This is a genomic window from Sphingobium sp. CCH11-B1 (assembly GCF_001556865.1).
Taxonomy (GTDB): domain Bacteria; phylum Pseudomonadota; class Alphaproteobacteria; order Sphingomonadales; family Sphingomonadaceae; genus Sphingobium.
The window spans coordinates 1-14,863 of the sequence record NZ_LSJY01000049.1 but is presented as its reverse complement, the minus strand read 5'-3'; the positions used below and the strand labels follow the sequence as shown (position 1 = coordinate 14,863).

16 protein-coding genes and 1 pseudogene are annotated in these 14,863 nt (G+C 66.8%); 11 read left to right on the top strand and 6 right to left on the bottom strand.

Annotated features, from left to right (window positions below; genetic code table 11):
* The 7 genes from AX724_RS05755 to AX724_RS05725 form a co-directional block, all read left to right on the top strand.
* Positions 1-306, top strand: a 306-nt coding sequence (locus AX724_RS05755) for a DnaJ C-terminal domain-containing protein (RefSeq protein ID WP_331711426.1), incomplete at its 5' end; no start/stop codon positions are given.
* 80 nt (positions 307-386) lie between these two features.
* Positions 387-1,352 (top strand): YihY/virulence factor BrkB family protein, encoded by a 966-nt coding sequence (locus tag AX724_RS05750; RefSeq protein WP_197421487.1) that lies wholly within the window; start codon positions 387-389, stop codon positions 1,350-1,352.
* On the top strand, positions 1,349-2,155 hold the full coding sequence (fabI, locus tag AX724_RS05745) for an enoyl-ACP reductase FabI (RefSeq protein WP_066764286.1): 807 nt from the start codon (positions 1,349-1,351) through the stop codon (positions 2,153-2,155). Before AX724_RS05750 ends, fabI begins: the two co-directional genes overlap by 4 nt.
* Before the next feature lie 6 nt (positions 2,156-2,161).
* The gene (locus AX724_RS05740) at positions 2,162-2,401 is read left to right on the top strand and encodes a DUF4160 domain-containing protein (protein WP_066764285.1); all 240 of its coding nucleotides are present in this window, start codon (positions 2,162-2,164) and stop codon (positions 2,399-2,401) included.
* Entirely contained in the window at positions 2,394-2,747 is a 354-nt protein-coding gene (locus AX724_RS05735) for a DUF2442 domain-containing protein (protein ID WP_066764284.1), read from the top strand. The genes AX724_RS05740 and AX724_RS05735 overlap by 8 nt, the downstream gene beginning before the upstream one ends.
* On the top strand, positions 2,744-3,826 hold the full coding sequence (gene aroC, locus AX724_RS05730) for a chorismate synthase (RefSeq protein ID WP_066764280.1): 1,083 nt from the start codon (positions 2,744-2,746) through the stop codon (positions 3,824-3,826). Before AX724_RS05735 ends, aroC begins: the two co-directional genes overlap by 4 nt.
* A gap of 341 nt (positions 3,827-4,167) precedes the next feature.
* A complete protein-coding gene (locus AX724_RS05725; RefSeq protein WP_066764278.1) occupies positions 4,168-4,968 on the top strand; it encodes a PhzF family phenazine biosynthesis protein in 801 nt (266 codons plus the stop codon).
* 59 nt (positions 4,969-5,027) lie between these two features.
* Here AX724_RS05725 and AX724_RS05720 read toward each other — a convergent pair whose 3' ends face one another.
* Entirely contained in the window at positions 5,028-6,152 is a 1,125-nt protein-coding gene (locus AX724_RS05720) for a serine hydrolase domain-containing protein (protein ID WP_066764276.1), read from the bottom strand.
* A 37-nt stretch (positions 6,153-6,189) separates the two neighbouring features.
* Here AX724_RS05720 and AX724_RS05715 point away from each other — a divergent pair, with 37 nt between their 5' ends.
* The 3 genes from AX724_RS05715 to AX724_RS05705 all read left to right on the top strand — a co-directional run bounded on the left by AX724_RS05715 (position 6,190) and on the right by AX724_RS05705 (position 8,966).
* Positions 6,190-6,510 (top strand): hypothetical protein, encoded by a 321-nt coding sequence (locus tag AX724_RS05715; protein ID WP_066764273.1) that lies wholly within the window; start codon positions 6,190-6,192, stop codon positions 6,508-6,510.
* Positions 6,511-6,641: 131 nt separating this feature from the next.
* The gene (recQ, locus tag AX724_RS05710; RefSeq protein WP_066764271.1) at positions 6,642-8,414 is read left to right on the top strand and encodes a DNA helicase RecQ; all 1,773 of its coding nucleotides are present in this window, start codon (positions 6,642-6,644) and stop codon (positions 8,412-8,414) included.
* A gap of 123 nt (positions 8,415-8,537) precedes the next feature.
* Positions 8,538-8,966, top strand: a complete 429-nt coding sequence (locus AX724_RS05705; protein ID WP_066764269.1) for a TIGR01244 family sulfur transferase — start codon at positions 8,538-8,540, stop codon at positions 8,964-8,966.
* A gap of 61 nt (positions 8,967-9,027) precedes the next feature.
* Here AX724_RS05705 and AX724_RS05700 read toward each other — a convergent pair whose 3' ends face one another.
* Positions 9,028-10,431, bottom strand: a complete 1,404-nt coding sequence (locus tag AX724_RS05700; protein ID WP_066764267.1) for a helix-turn-helix domain-containing protein — start codon at positions 10,429-10,431, stop codon at positions 9,028-9,030.
* Between the two features lie 128 nt (positions 10,432-10,559).
* Between AX724_RS05700 and AX724_RS23910 the strand changes: the two genes are divergently transcribed.
* Entirely contained in the window at positions 10,560-10,733 is a 174-nt protein-coding gene (locus AX724_RS23910; RefSeq protein WP_197421486.1) for a hypothetical protein, read from the top strand.
* Between the two features lie 61 nt (positions 10,734-10,794).
* Here the strand turns inward: AX724_RS23910 and AX724_RS05695 are convergent, their stop codons facing one another.
* From AX724_RS05695 to AX724_RS23905, 4 genes and pseudogenes are all read right to left on the bottom strand, one after another.
* Entirely contained in the window at positions 10,795-11,793 is a 999-nt protein-coding gene (locus AX724_RS05695; protein WP_066764265.1) for an inorganic phosphate transporter, read from the bottom strand.
* A gap of 160 nt (positions 11,794-11,953) precedes the next feature.
* Positions 11,954-13,069, bottom strand: a complete 1,116-nt coding sequence (locus AX724_RS05690; protein ID WP_066764263.1) for a DUF47 family protein — start codon at positions 13,067-13,069, stop codon at positions 11,954-11,956.
* Between the two features lie 117 nt (positions 13,070-13,186).
* A complete protein-coding gene (locus AX724_RS05685; RefSeq protein ID WP_066764261.1) occupies positions 13,187-14,404 on the bottom strand; it encodes an argininosuccinate synthase in 1,218 nt (405 codons plus the stop codon).
* Positions 14,405-14,567: 163 nt separating this feature from the next.
* A pseudogene (locus AX724_RS23905) lies at positions 14,568-14,863 on the bottom strand (hypothetical protein); the annotation flags it as partial.

Here is a 14,863-nt window from a genome sequence, read left to right as displayed (position 1 = left end):
CCCTTCTTCACGCGCGACGGCGACAATGTGCTGCTCGACCTGCCCATCACGCTGAACGAAGCGGTGAAGGGCGGCAAGGTCAAGGTGCCGACCGTCGATGGCCCGGTCATGCTGGGCGTGCCCGCCGGCACCTCCTCGGGCAAGACGCTGCGTCTGCGCGGCAAGGGTTTCACGGCGAAGGATGGATCGCGCGGCGACCAGCTCGTCACGCTCCACATCGACGTGCCGGCGGACGATCCCGCCATCCTCTCGCTGGTCGAAAGCTGGCAGGACAGCCGGGCCGTGCGCGCGCATCTGGGCGTATGATGTGACGGCGCAGCGGCAGCGCCAATGGCGTGATCCTGCCTTCGCAGGAGCAGCAGGCGGCCCGGAGCGTTAACCCCTCCATGCCGATGCCTTCCCCCCTTTCACCCGAACAGCGCCGCCGGATGGCGCAGGACGCGCGGTCGCGCTGGCATCGCCAGATGGACCGCGTGCGGCCCGGCTCGCATTTCTTCGAGGTTCTGAAGCGAGTCGCTGTGGGCACCTATAGCGACGGCTTCATCCACGCCGGCAACCTTGCCTATCTGTCGCTGATGACGCTTTTCCCCTTCTTCATCGTCGCCGCGGCGGTGGCGAGCATCTTCGGGCGGACGCAGGACGGGGTGCAGGCGGTGAACGCCTTCCTCCTCACCGTGCCGCGCGGCGTCGCCGATGTCATACGCCAGCCGATCAGCGACGTGCTGACCGCGCGCAGCGGGCCGCTGCTCTGGCTCGGCGGCCTGGTTGGCCTGTGGACGGTGGGCAGCCTGATCGAAACCGTCCGCGACATCCTGCGCCGCGCCTATGGCACGAAGAGCACCAAGCCCTTCTGGCGGTATCGGCTGGGCGCGATCGGCATCACGCTCGCCAGCGTGTTCGCGGTGATGTTCGCCTTCTCGCTTCAGGTCGTCATCACCGGCGTCGATCAGTTCCTGCACCAGATACTGCCCTGGGCGGACAAGGCGATCGGGTTCGTCGCCTCGGCGAAGCTGGTGCCCATGGGCATATTGTGCATTGCGCTCTGGTCGTTGTTCGTGGCGCTCACACCCACCGCCTACAAGGACGGCCGCTTCCCCAAATGGCCCGGTGCCGCCGCCACGTCGCTATGGTGGTACGGCACCACCCTGCTGCTGCCGCCCACCCTGTCCATGCTGGGCGGCTATGGGCGGACCTACGGCAGCCTGGCCGGGGTCATGATAACCCTCATTTTTTTCTTTCTCGTCGGGCTTGGCGTGGTAATTGGCGCGGAATTGAACGCGGCGCTGGCGGAATTCCCTGAAGAGGAGGATGCCGAGGCGATGGAAGATCAGGGAAACGGAACGACGGTATGACAGGCTTGATGGCAGGAAAGCGGGGCCTCATCATGGGGCTGGCCAACGACAAGTCGCTGGCCTGGGGCATTGCCAAGCAACTGCACGCACAGGGCGCGGAACTCGCCTTCTCCTATCAGGGCGAAGCGCTGGGCAAGCGGGTCAAGCCGCTGGCGGAACAGCTTGGTTCCGACTTCCTGATCGACTGCGACGTCACCGACATGGACAAGCTGGACGCCGCCTTTGCTGAAATCGAGGGCCGCTGGGGCCGGCTCGACTTCCTGGTCCACGCGATCGGTTTTTCCGACAAGAATGAACTGCGCGGCCTGTATGTCGACACCAGCCTCGACAATTTCCTGCTGACGATGAACGTGTCGGCCTACAGCTTCGTCGCGGTGACGAAGCGCGCCCGCGCGCTGATGCCCGAAGGCGGCAGCATCCTGACGCTTTCCTACTATGGCGCGGAAAAGGTCATCCCCCATTACAATGTCATGGGCGTGGCCAAGGCGGCGCTGGAAACCAGCGTCAAATATCTGGCGATGGACCTGGGGCCGGAAAATATCCGCGTCAACGCGATCTCCGCCGGCCCGATCAAGACGCTGGCGGCCAGCGGCATCGGCGATTTCCGCTATATCCTGAAATGGAACGAGCTGAATTCGCCGCTGCGCCGGAACGTCACCATCGACGATGTCGGCGGCGCGGGCCTCTATCTGCTGTCGGACCTGGCAGCCGGGGTCACGGGCGAAATCCACCATGTGGACGCGGGCTACAACGTCATCGGCATGAAGGCCGAGGACGCCCCCGACATCGCGCTGGAGAAGTAAGGTTCGGTGCCGACCGTCCTGCGCGAAGGCAATCTACGCATCGTCATCTACACCGACGACCATCCTCCGCCCCATGTCCATGTGTTTGGCGACGGCGAAACGAAGATTTCGCTCTCGGGGCCGCAGGATAGGGTAGAGGTGGTGCGGATCGTGGGAGCGGACCGGCGCGAGAGTCGACGGGCGCTGGAAATCGTGCGAGAAAAGCGCGACTATCTGCTGGAGAAGTGGAACGGCATTCATGGGTGAACTGACCCAGGCACAGTTCGAGGACGCTGTCAGGCGTGGCGCGCATGATCTGGCGATCAAGCCCCGCGCGCGGGCCGCGCGCTACGACAGGGACAGCGGCCGCATCGTCATCGACTTGGTCAACGGCGCCACCTTCTCCTTCCCCGCCAGTCTGGCGCAAGGCCTGGAACGGGCGAGCGCCGAGCAGTTGGAAGCGGTCGAGGTCGCCGGCGCGGGCTTCGGCCTGCACTGGGAGGAACTGGATGCCGATCTGACCGTCGAAGGGCTATTGGCTGGCCGTTTCGGCAGCGCGCGCTATATGGCGGATCGGTTCGGCAAAGATTGGGATAGTGAAGCAGCGGAATGAGTTTCAACAGTTTCGGCCGCGTCTTCCGCTTTTCCACCTGGGGTGAAAGCCATGGTCCCGCCATCGGCGCGGTGGTGGACGGCTGTCCCCCCGGTCTGCCCCTGAGCGAGTCGGACATCCAGCCCTGGCTCGACCTGCGCAAGCCCGGCACGTCCAAATTCACCACCCAGCGGCGCGAACCGGACGAAGTGCGTATCCTCTCGGGCGTGTTCGAGGGGAAGACGACCGGTACGCCGATCAGCCTGATGATCGAAAATACCGACCAGCGGTCGAAGGATTATTCGGAGGTCGCCAAGGCCTATCGCCCCGGCCATGCCGACTATGCCTATGACGCCAAATATGGGTTTCGCGACTATCGGGGCGGCGGGCGCTCCTCCGCGCGCGAGACGGCAAGCCGGGTGGCGGCGGGCGCAGTGGCGCGGCTCGTCATCCCCGAAGTCGATATCTTCGCCTATGTGAGCGAAATTGGCGGCGACGCCATCGATTATGCGAATTTCGATCCGTCGCAGATCGGCGAAAACCCCTTCTTCTGCCCGGACGCAGAGGCCGCAAAGCGCTGGGAGGCGCTGGTCGATGGGGCGCGGCTCGACGGATCATCGCTGGGGGCTGTGGTGAAATGCGTCGCATCGGGCGTGCCCGCCGGCTGGGGCGCGCCGCTCTACGCCAAGCTGGACAGCGAACTGGCAAGCGCGATGATGAGCATCAATGCGGTCAAGGGCGTGGAGATTGGCGACGGCTTCGCGGCGGCGCGCCTGCGCGGCGAGCAGAATGCCGATCCCATGCGCCCCAATCCCGGCCAGCCCAACGACGGCCCGGTCTTCCTCGCCAACCATGCCGGCGGCATTGCGGGCGGCATTTCGACCGGGCAGCCGGTCAAGGTGCGCGTCGCTTTCAAGCCCACCAGTTCCATCCTGATCCCGGTCGAAACGGTGACGCGGGAAGGGGACGCGTCCGACATCATCACCAAGGGGCGGCACGACCCCTGCGTCGGCATTCGCGGCGTGCCCGTGGTGGAAGCGATGATGGCGCTGGTGCTGGCCGACCAGAAGCTGCTGCACCGGGCGCAATGCGGCGAATGACGCGGCGAAAGGAGGCGGCGCCGCGCCGAATGCGCGAGACGACTCGGGCCTGTTACGCTAAGATGACGGTCATCGCCCGCGGGTGGGCGAGCGGCAGAGCGTAAGCCTGGGGAGCGTCACTGTGCATCAATGCGTTTTCTTGAAAACGCGGCGATTAAAACGCACGGACTGACGGTCAAAGCGTCCCCTGACAGCCGCGACAAGAGCCGGCCATCTTGCATGGCCGGCTCATTTCGTTTGCGCCGGTGGGAAAGAGGGGCAGGCCATTGGCTGCCACGCGGCCCTGTCGCCCGGCGGGCGGGACAGGCATCCCCGCGGCAGACGCCAACAGGATATGCCCGATGACCAGCCCGCATGCCACGCAGCTTCCCTTCACCCAGGTCGATGCCTTTGCCGACGCTCCCTTCGCTGGCAATCCTGCCGCCGTCATGCCGCTTGATGCCTGGCTGGACGATGCCACGCTTCAGGCGATCGCGGCGGAAAACAACCTGTCCGAAACCGCCTTCACCGTGCCCACCCCTGACGATGCGGAGGCGGACCATGAACTGCGCTGGTTCACCCCTGCGGTCGAGGTGAAGCTGTGCGGCCACGCCACCCTCGCCAGCGGTCATGTGCTGATGAAGGACGGTCCGGTCCGCTTCCGCACGCGCAAGGCGGGGATCCTCACCGTCACGCGCGATGGCGATGGTTACGCCCTGTCGCTGCCCGCCTGGACCATGGCGCCCAGGGCCCTGCCGGCGCTTGCGGCGGGGCTTGGCGGCCAGCCTCTCGAATCGCACTGGCGCGATGGCGGCTATGCGCTGTTCCTCTTCCCCGATGAAGCGGCCGTGCGCGCGCTATCCCCCGATTTCGCCGCGCTTCGGGCGCTGGGCGACGCCATGCTGATCGCCACCGCGCCAGGGACAGGCAGCGACATCGTCAGCCGCGTCTTCGTGCCCGGCGGCGGCGTGGACGAAGACCCGGTGACCGGCTCCGCCCACTGTCTGCTCACCCCCTTCTGGGCAGAGCGGCTCGGCCGGTCGCGGATCGACGCGGTGCAGGCGTCGGCGCGGGGCGGGCGGATCGGCTGCATGCTGGAGGAGGATCGCGTGGTGCTGACCGGGCGGTGCCGCACCGTGATCGAAGGGCGCTTCTTCCTCTAAGCATTTTCCAGGCGGATGGCATCCTCTGCCGGCCCGGACAATGCGAAAGACAAAGGCCCCTATCCGGGGAACAGCCCGACCAGCTTGGCCAGCGCCGTCCGCACCGCGCGGCGCTGATCGCGCTGCGGCGACATGCCGATCCGCACCACCGTCAGCCGCTGCGACGGGGATATCAGGATATATTGCCCGTTATGGCCGACGCAGCCGAACAGGCTTTGCGGCGCCTGCCCCGGCATCAGGGCGCTTTCCGCGCTGTCGCGGTTCAGCCAGATGTGCAGGCCATAGGCCGCGTTGCGACGCGACGGCGTCGTCATCAGGTCGATCCATTTTTCCGGCAGGATCTGGTGCCCGGTCGGCCCCTTGCCCCGGCGGCGCAGCAGTTCGCCGAACCGGCCATAGTCGCGCGCGGTCATGTGCAGGATGCTGCCGCCGATCATCGTGCCCGCCGCGTCATATTCGGGCGTCAGGCTGGGTAGCTTGCCCGGCGCCTTCAGCCGCCCGTCGATGAAGGTCTGCATCGCCCGCCGCCGCGCATCCGGGTCGGCGCTGTTGGTCAGCATCCGGGTCATGAGGTCGGACAGGATCATGGTGGTGGCGGTCGAATAGACGAACGCGCTGCCGGGTGCATGGGCCAGCGGCTTGGCCTTGGCATAGCCGGCCATGTCGAGCGCGCCGTCCATGAACAGCATTCGCACCGTGTCGCCCTCCGTCACCGGCTCGCCATCCTCCACATGGTCCAGGCCTGACGTCATCGTCAGCAACTGGCGCAGGGTGATGGCGCCGCGCGGGTCGCCGGGTTGCCGCCAGGCGTCCACCGGCACCGGCGCGTCCAGCGCCAGCCGCCCGTCCGCCACCATCAGCCCCACCAGCACCGCCGTCACGCTCTTCGCCATGGACCAGGACATCAGCTTCGTGTCGGGGCCGAAGCCCGGCGCATAGCGTTCCGCCACGATCTCCCCGTCGCGCAGCACGACCAGCGCGCGGGTCTGCCCCATGGCGTCATCTTCGAATAGCGGATCGATCGCGCCGCGCAGCACGCTCTCGCTCACCACGGCGTCGTCCGCCACGCGATAGAGCGGCGTCGCCTCCTGCTGCGCGCGCACCGCGAGCGTCCCCGCGACACCCAGCGCGGCGATGCCGGCGCCCAGGCAAAGGCGCTTTACGATTCGGCTCTCGATCTGCATAAGCCGGCGCCCATACACGCAAGCGGGATTGAGCGCCATGATGGCGAAACGGAAATGGTGGGTGGCTGCGGCGCTGGTGGGGCTGCTGCTGGTCGCGGCGCTGGCCTGGGCCGGACCGACGCTGATCGCCCGCGCGCGGCTCGGGTCCGCCTATGGCGCGCGGCTCGCCTGCTCCTGCCGCTATGTCGAAGGACGCGCCATGGGCAGTTGCGCCGACGACAAGGAACCGGGGATGGCGCTGGTGCGGCTGGAGGATGTGCCGGAGGAACGCGCCGTCCGGGCCAGCGTCCCGCTCTTTGCCAGCCGAACGGCGCGGTTCAAGCCCGGCTGGGGCTGTCTGCTCGACCCGGTCGATTGATGGTGTGATGCGTCATGCCAGCAAAGGCTGGCATCTCAGGCGGTGACGCACCAAGCGGATCTGACCCCAGCCCTCGCAGGGGCGGCAGCAGGGGCTGGCCCCGTCGCCCGCCGCCCGCTAAGGCCCCCTCCATGCCGCGCGACATCCCCACGCTTCTCCACGACATATTCGGCTTCACCCGCTTTCGCGGCGTGCAGGAACAGGTCGTCGGGCGAGTCATGGCGGGCCAGCCGACGCTTGCCATCATGCCGACCGGCGCGGGCAAGTCGCTCTGCTACCAACTGCCCGCCGTCGCGCTCGACGGCTGCTGCGTGGTCGTCTCGCCGCTCATCGCGCTGATGCACGACCAGCTGCGCGCGGCACAGGCGGTGGGCATCCGCGCGGCCAGCCTGACCAGTGTCGATGCTGACTGGCGCGAAACGCAGGACCGGCTGCGCAATGGCGACCTCGACCTTCTGTACGTCGCGCCAGAACGGGCAAGCGGGGAGGGGTTCCGCAGCCTGCTCCGGTCAGCGAAAATCGCGCTCTTCGCCATCGACGAAGCGCATTGCGTGTCCGAATGGGGGCATGATTTCCGCCCCGACTACCGCCTGCTGCGCCCGTTGCTGGACGAATTTCCGGCGGTTCCCCGGCTTGCGCTCACAGCGACCGCCGACGCGCACACACGGGCCGATATTCTGGTTCAGCTCGGCATCCCGGAAGACGGCCTCATCATCTCGGGCTTCGACCGGCCCAATATCCGCTACGCCGTGCATCCGCGCGACGGCCTCACCCGCCAGCTTGCCGACCTGCTCGCGACGGAAAAGGGGCCGGGCGTCGTCTATGCCCAGACCCGCGCGGCGACCGAGAAGCTGGCCGAGACGCTGGGCCGAAGCGGCCGCCCGGTGCGCGCTTACCATGCGGGAATGGAGCCCGCCCAGCGTGCCGCCAACCAGGTCGCCTTCATCGCCAGCGAGGATATGGTGATGGTCGCCACCGTCGCTTTCGGCATGGGGATCGACAAGCCCGACGTGCGTTTCGTGGCGCATGCGGGCCTGCCCAAGTCTATCGAGGGCTATTATCAGGAATCGGGCCGGGCGGGGCGCGACGGCGAACCGGCGGTTGCGCATCTCTTCTGGGGGGCGGAGGATTTCGCCCGCGCCCGGCTGCGCATCGCCGAACTGGAGCCGGCGCGGCAACAGGGCGAGCGGGCGCGGATCGCGGCGCTGGGCGCGCTGGTGGAAACGGCGACCTGCAGGCGGGCCATCCTGCTGCGCCATTTCGGGGAAAACCCGCCTGCGACCTGCGGCAATTGCGACAATTGCCTGTCACCCCCGGCCAGCCTGGACGCGACCGAAACCGCGCGCAAATATCTCTCCGCCGTCTATCGCACCGGCCAGAGTTTCGGCGCTGGCCATATCGAGGCGGTGCTGACCGGCGCGCCCAACGACAAGGTGCGCGAGCGCGGGCATGACAGGATTTCGGTCCATGGCATCGTCATGGGCGATGAAGCGGCGCTGCTGCGCCCGGTCCAGCGCGCGTTGCTGGTGCGCGACGCGCTGGAAACGACCGAGCATGGCGGGTTGATGCTCGGCCCCAATGCCCGCCCCATCCTGCGCGGGGAGGAGGAGGTGCGCATCCTCCTGCCCCCCAAGCGCGAGCGGCGCGGGCGGAATGCGCGCAGGGGCGCTGACGCAAACCCGGTCGGCGATCCGCTGTTCGACGCGCTGCGCGCCTGCCGTCGCGAACTGGCGCAGGAGGCCGGCATGCCGCCTTATGTGATCTTCCACGATTCGACGTTGCGCGAAATGGCCGAGCAGCGCCCGTCCTCGATCCGCGAGATGAGCCATATCAGCGGCATCGGCCAGAAGAAGCTCGACGCCTATGGCGACGCCTTCCTCGCCGCGATCCGGCCGTTTCTCTAGGCCTTGCGGCGAAGCCGCATCTTCTCCGCCCGGCGTTCCCTCCGCCTCTGCGCGAAAAACTTCAAAAACCTTGCAAGCGTCGGCCCCGGAAGGCATCGCTCTGCCGCAGAAGGAGAAGGCCTCATGTTCCGCAAGCTCACCGATCACGTCCTCGTGTCCCCGCAGATCAGTGTCGAACAGGTGGCCGAAGCAAAGGCGCAGGGCGTGACCATCATCGTCAACAACCGCCCCGATGACGAGGAGCCGGGCCAGATCAACGGCGACGCGATCGAGGCGGCGGCGAAGGCGGCCGGCATCGCCTATGTCGCCGTCCCGGTGTCGCATGGCGGCTTTGCGCCCTGGCAGCTCGACGGCATGGAAAAGGCGCTGGATCAGGCCGGGGGCGGCAAGATGCTTGCCTATTGCCGGTCGGGCACGCGCAGCACGCTGCTCTGGGCGCTCACCCGCGCGCGGGTGGGCGACAATGGCGATGTTCTGGCGGCGCAGGCAGCGGCGGCGGGATATGACATCAGCCCCGTGCGGCAGATCATGGACACGCTGAAACCGCAATAGTCCGGGCGGCACCACGCAGCCCGTCAGCCCGGACTTGTTTCGGCAGGGCGAGGCGGACAGTCTAAACCCGCCGGAACGGGAAGGGCGCGGCCGTGCGCTCATAGCTGTGCAGGTCCAGCGCGCGCGTGACGGGCGGCAGCGCGCGGTCAGGGCAGTCGCGCCGCTCGCACAAGGCGCAGGTCGGGCCGACGCCGACGGCCTCGTCCCGCTCCACATCGATGCCGTCGGCATGGACGACGCGCCCGGCATGTTTCGCCTCGCATCCCAGCGCGACGACCGATCCGGCGCGCGCGTCCCCGCGCGGCAGGCCGATGCTCAGCGTCAGGAAGCGCCGGCCGTCCAGCGTCTCGATCAGTTGCCGGCGCATCTCGCCCGGGCCATGGGGCGCATGCGCGTCCCAGCGCGGGCAGGTGCCGCCATAGCGCGCGAAGGGATAAGCCTCGCCATCGAACCGTTTCGACAGGATGCCCGCCCGGTCCAGCTTGACAAGGAAGAAGGGGATGCCCCGCGCGCCGGTGCGATGCAGGCTGGTCAGCCGGTGCGCCACCTGTTCCGCCGAAGCACCGAACCGGTCGATCAGCAGCGGGATGTCGTACCGGCTCTGCTCGGCCGCCTGTCGGAACCGGTCGTAGGGCATGATGAGCGCGGCGGCGGCATGGTTCATCAATGCGATCTGGAACAGCCGCCGACTGTCCTCATCGGGCGGCGCGGCGCGCGCGATCTGCGCGGCGATGGCGTCGGCCAGTTCCTGCGCGCACAGATGATAGGCGACCGCGAACAGCCTTCCCGAAGCGGCGAGCCGCTCGCTCAGCATCAGCCGCCGCCGGTGCATGTCATAATGGCGCAGCGATCCGGCCAGGACGTCCGCCCGCATCACCTGCACCGCCATGCCATGCCTGTCCTTCAGCCGCTGGCGCAGCGCGGCTTGCAGCATGGCAGGGTCGTCGGGCAGCTCCGCCGCGATCGCTTCGGCCGCCGCGTCGATGTCGGCGAAATGATTGCCCGCCTTGGCGATCGTTTCGCGCAGCCAGTCGAGCGGCGCGACCAGCAAGGGCTGCGTGCCTCCCGCGACCGCCTCGCCCGGAACGCGGCGCAGGTCGGTCAGCGCGCGGTAGAAGCGCGCGATGGCCTCGCCCACGCCGGGATAATTTTCCGCGACGTCCAGCACTTCGTCGCGCGCGATGCCGATGTCGCGGACCAGCGGGTCCGACAGGATTTCGCCCAGGTCGCCCGCGCTGCCATCTGCGGGACTGGCGGTGAAGTCGCGAATGTCGATGTCATAGGTGTTGGCAAGCCGCAGCAGCATCTGCGCCGTGAGCGGACGCTGGTTGCGTTCCAGATGGTTGAGATAGCTGGGCGACACGCCCAGTTCCTCCGCCATGCGCGTCTGGTTGAGGCCCAGTTCGCGCCGCAGCACGCGAAGCCTGGGGCCAAGATAGAGCTTGCGGTCCGTCACATCTGCCATACGGTCATAGTGTCATAAAATGACACTATGACCAAATCAAATCATGACCGCGCGGCACTCATCGCCCTTTCGCCATCTGCGCAAGTGTCTACATCCCTGTTTCAGCACAACGCAGGAAGGACCATGCCATGACCACCGACACGATGCAGCGCCCCGAGCCCGCCCGGTCGCGGGCTGTCTTTTCGCAGGAGGATTTCGGCCTCATCCGCACCGCCATCGCCCATTATCTGCGCGAGGTGCAGGACCAGCCCGAATCCGTCAAATATGCCAATCTCTATCATCGGCTCGGCCGCGTGGCCTGACGATCCGCTTCATGGGAGAGGGAAGGGCGCGGCGGGAAACCGACCGCGCCCTCTTTCCGTGTCAGAACAGCCGCGTCAGTCCGTAGAAGAGCGCGCCGATCGCGGCGGCGGCGGGCAGGGTGACGACCCAGGCGACGATGATGCTCGACGCGACGTTCCAGCGCACCGCCGACAGGCGGCGGGACGCGCCCACGCCCACGATCGCGCCGGTAATGGTGTGGGTGGTGGACACCGGCACGCCCAGATGGGTCGCCAGGAACAGCGTGATCGCCCCGCCGGTCTCTGCGCAGAAACCCTGCGCCGGGGTCAGCCGGGTAATCTTCGATCCCATGGTGTGGACGATTTTCCACCCGCCCAGCAACGTGCCCAGGCCCATCGCCGCCTGGCAGCTGATGACGATCCAGAAGGGCACGTGGAACTCGCCGCCCAGCATCCCCTGCGAATAGAGCAGTACGGCAATGATCCCCATCGTCTTTTGCGCGTCGTTGCCGCCATGGCCCAGTGAATAGAGCGAGGCGGAGACGAGCTGGAGCTTGCGGAACACCCGGTCCGCGCCCTGCGGCGTGAAGCGGCGGAAGATCCAGCTGATGACCAGCACCAGCATCAGCGCCAGGAAAAGGCCGACGGCGGGCGATACCACGATGGCCGCGCTGGTCATGAACACGCCGTTCCACACGACCGCCGACAGCCCGGCCTTCGATATGCCCGCGCCCAGCAGTCCGCCGACCAGCGCATGGCTGGACGAGGATGGGATGCCCAGCCCCCAGGTGATGAGGTTCCAGCTGATCGCGCCCATCAGCGCGCCGAAGATCACCTGCGGGTCGATGATCGCCGCGTCCACGATACCCTTGCCCACCGTCGTCGCGACATGCAGGCCGAAGAAGAGGAAGGCGATGAAGTTGAAGAAGGCGGCCCAGGCGACGGCATATTGGGGTTTGAGCACCCGCGTCGACACGATGGTCGCGATCGAATTGGCCGCGTCATGCAGCCCGTTCAGGAAATCGAAGGCCAGCGCGACCGCGATCAGCGCGACCAGCAGGGGAAATGCGATGGGGTCCATGAACTAACGTCTGCCCTTCAAAAATCCGTTCGTCCTGAATGTCCGCCGAGCAAGGTCGAAGCGGTGTATCGGAGGACCGAGCGATGCGCGACCCGTCGACAGGGGCTTTCGACTTCGCTCGATCCCTGCTCAGGGCGAACGGGCTGAGGATTTGGCGCGATCAGGCGTGATCGATGACCAGGCCGGAAATCTCGTTGGCGACATCCTCGAACCGGTCGGTCACCTTTTCCAGATGGCTGTAGATTTCATTGCCGACAATGAAGTCCATCGGGTTGCCGGCCCGCGCCTTGGCGTAGAGCGCCTTCAGCCCCGCCTCGTGCAGAAGGTCGGCATGGCCTTCCAGCTTGACCAGCCGCTCGGTCAGTTCATGCAGCCGCGTCGCGTTGAGGTTCAGCGATCGCAGCAGCGGCATCGCTTCTACCGTGATGCGCGCGCATTCCACGATCAGCGCGCTCATATCCTGCATCTGCGCCGGGAACTCCGTGACCTCGAACAGGGCGATCGCCTTGGCGGTCTGGTTCATCTGGTCGATGGCGTCGTCCATCACGCCGATAAGGCCGGTGATCGCGCTGCGATCGAACGGCGTCACGAAGATGCGCCGAACGTCCAGCAGGACGTCGCGGATGATGTCGTCGGCGCGATGTTCCTCGTCGGAAATCCGCTGGATGTGCGCGGCCATGTCCGGCCCGCCCTTCAGCAATTGCGCCAGCGCGTCCGCGCCTGCGACCAGCGTCGCGGCATGATCCTCGAACTGCTCGAAGAATCGCCCTTGCTTGGGCATCAGCGCATGAAACCAGCGCAGCATTCCGGTCCTTTCCCTTTGCCATTCGCGGATCGCCAATAGCGACCGGATGAGCCAGCCCGGATCAGCGGGCGGTTCGCGGAAGCCCGCGATGATGGATTGGAGATCGGGCTCGTCCACCGCTTTGGCCGCATCGGCCACGGAAAACCAGCGCAACTCCCTTTGTCCCTGTTCGGGCCATTGCGTCAGGTGGCGGGTGACTGCAAGGGGAAAAACCTCGACGGTCGCCGCGCGCGCCCCGCCGCTTCGCCGCCTCTTGTCGTACCGATAGCGGCCGACCGGCGCGGGGCAGGCGATGCCGTGGATTCCGGCTTCCTCGAACGCTTCCAGTTCGGCGGCGCGATGGCCGGACAGGCCCTTGATGCGGTTGCCCTTCGGGATCACCCAGCGCCGCGTGTCGCGCGAGGTGATGAGCAATATCTGCATCGATCCGTCGGCGGCGGTTGTATAGGGCAGGGCAGCGATCTGGCGCATGGATCGCTTGTAACCATAATGTCACAATCTGCAATGATCTGGGTTAGGGCCTGCCCGGAGGACGTGAATCCGGGGAGAATGGTCCCCGCTTTCGCGGGGACGCCGCCCAATTCCCGATCAGCGGTCGCGCCGGCCCAGCAAGCGGAGCCGCAGGGCATTGAGCTTGATAAAGCCCGCCGCATCGCGCTGGTCGTAGGCGCCGGCGTCATCCTCGAACGTCACGACCTTTTCGCTGTAGAGCGAATTGGGCGACTTGCGGCCGACGACATGGACGCCGCCCTTGTAGAGCTTCAGGCGGACGGTGCCGGTCACCTTTTCCTGGCTGTGGTCGATCGCCGCCTGCAGCATTTCGCGCTCCGGGCTGAACCAGAAGCCGTTGTAGATCAGCTCGGCATAGCGCGGCGCGAGTTCGTCCTTCAGGTGCGCCGCGCCGCGATCCAGCGTCAGTTGCTCGATGCCGCGATGGGCGAGGTGGTAGATGGTGCCGCCCGGCGTCTCGTACATGCCGCGCGACTTCATGCCGACGAAGCGGTTTTCGACGAGGTCGAGCCGGCCGATGCCATGCTTGCGGCCATAGTCGTTGAGCGTTTCGAGCAGGGTCGCGGGGCTCATGCCCACGCCGTTGATCGCGACGCCGTCGCCGCGCTCGAAATCGACGGTGATATATTCGGGCGCGTCGGGCGCGTCCTCCGGGTTCACGGTGCGCGAATAGACGAAGTCGGGGGTCTCCTCCCACGGATCTTCGAGGACCTTCCCTTCGGACGAGGTGTGCAGCATGTTCGCGTCGGTTGAGAAGGGCGCTTCGCCGCGCTTGTCGCGCGGGATCGGGATCTGGTGCTGTTCAGCGAACTCGATCAGCTTGGTGCGGCTGGTCAGATCCCATTCGCGCCACGGGGCGATCACCTTGATGTCGGGGGCAAGGCCGTAATATCCCAGCTCGAAACGGACCTGGTCATTGCCCTTGCCTGTCGCGCCATGGCTCACCGCGTCCGCGCCGACCTGCCGCGCGATCTCGATCTGGCGCTTGGCGATCAGCGGCCGGGCGATCGATGTGCCGAGAAGATAGAGGCCTTCATAGAGCGCGTTCGAGCGCATCATCGGGAAGACATAGTCGCGCACGAATTCCTCGCGCAGGTCGTCGATGAAGATATGCTCTTCCTTGACGCCCATCAGCTGCGCCTTGGCGCGGGCGGGCTCCAGTTCCTCGCCCTGCCCCAGGTCGGCGGTGAAGGTCACGACCTCGCACTGATAGGTCTGCTGCAGCCATTTCAGGATCACGCTGGTGTCGAGGCCGCCCGAAAAGGCAAGGACGATGCGGTTGATCTTGTCTGACATGGCGGGGAGCGACTCTCTTCGAAAAACGGACGCGATAGGACCGGCGCGCCGGTAACAGGCACGCGTCGAAAGCGCAACAAGCGCGTCGAGAAAGGCGTCGCATGCGAAAAGGGACGGAAGGCTGGCGCGCCTTCCGTCCCTTTCCTCTTGCAGTCAGAACAGATCAGCGGGTGCGCGGCTTGAGGAAGCCGGGCGACGAGGCGCCCTGTCCGCCGAACCGATAGACGGTCTGGCTGCGGTCCACCGATGCAGCGGCGACAGGCTCTGCATAGGGGGTCTGCGGCGCTGCCACCGGCGCGGCGGCCGCTTCGCGCTGCGCGATCAGTTGCCGCGCGCGGCGCAGGCGCTTGGCGCGGGTGAGGAAGGGATTGTCGGCGCTCGGCGGCGCGGCCACCATGGCGTCGAGATCCGCGTCACCGCGCGAAAAGGCGACAGGGGCCGGACGCAGCGGGGCTGTGG

Bases quoted from the DNA above. Each gene is read 5' to 3' on its own strand.
- AX724_RS05695 (WP_066764265.1), bottom strand. From the start codon at position 11,793: ATGGACCCCATCGCATTTCCCCTGCTGGTCGCGCTGATCGCGGTCGCG.
- AX724_RS05705 (WP_066764269.1), top strand. From the start codon at position 8,538: ATGTTCCGCAAGCTCACCGATCACGTCCTCGTGTCCCCGCAGATCAGT.
- AX724_RS05685 (WP_066764261.1), bottom strand. From the start codon at position 14,404: ATGTCAGACAAGATCAACCGCATCGTCCTTGCCTTTTCGGGCGGCCTC.
- AX724_RS05715 (WP_066764273.1), top strand. From the start codon at position 6,190: ATGATGGCGAAACGGAAATGGTGGGTGGCTGCGGCGCTGGTGGGGCTG.
- AX724_RS05690 (WP_066764263.1), bottom strand. From the start codon at position 13,069: ATGCGCCAGATCGCTGCCCTGCCCTATACAACCGCCGCCGACGGATCG.
- AX724_RS05750 (WP_197421487.1), top strand. From the start codon at position 387: ATGCCGATGCCTTCCCCCCTTTCACCCGAACAGCGCCGCCGGATGGCG.
- AX724_RS05735 (WP_066764284.1), top strand. From the start codon at position 2,394: ATGGGTGAACTGACCCAGGCACAGTTCGAGGACGCTGTCAGGCGTGGC.
- recQ (WP_066764271.1), top strand. From the start codon at position 6,642: ATGCCGCGCGACATCCCCACGCTTCTCCACGACATATTCGGCTTCACC.
- AX724_RS05700 (WP_066764267.1), bottom strand. From the start codon at position 10,431: ATGGCAGATGTGACGGACCGCAAGCTCTATCTTGGCCCCAGGCTTCGC.
- AX724_RS05725 (WP_066764278.1), top strand. From the start codon at position 4,168: ATGACCAGCCCGCATGCCACGCAGCTTCCCTTCACCCAGGTCGATGCC.
- AX724_RS23910 (WP_197421486.1), top strand. From the start codon at position 10,560: ATGACCACCGACACGATGCAGCGCCCCGAGCCCGCCCGGTCGCGGGCT.
- fabI (WP_066764286.1), top strand. From the start codon at position 1,349: ATGACAGGCTTGATGGCAGGAAAGCGGGGCCTCATCATGGGGCTGGCC.
- aroC (WP_066764280.1), top strand. From the start codon at position 2,744: ATGAGTTTCAACAGTTTCGGCCGCGTCTTCCGCTTTTCCACCTGGGGT.
- AX724_RS05720 (WP_066764276.1), bottom strand. From the start codon at position 6,152: ATGCAGATCGAGAGCCGAATCGTAAAGCGCCTTTGCCTGGGCGCCGGC.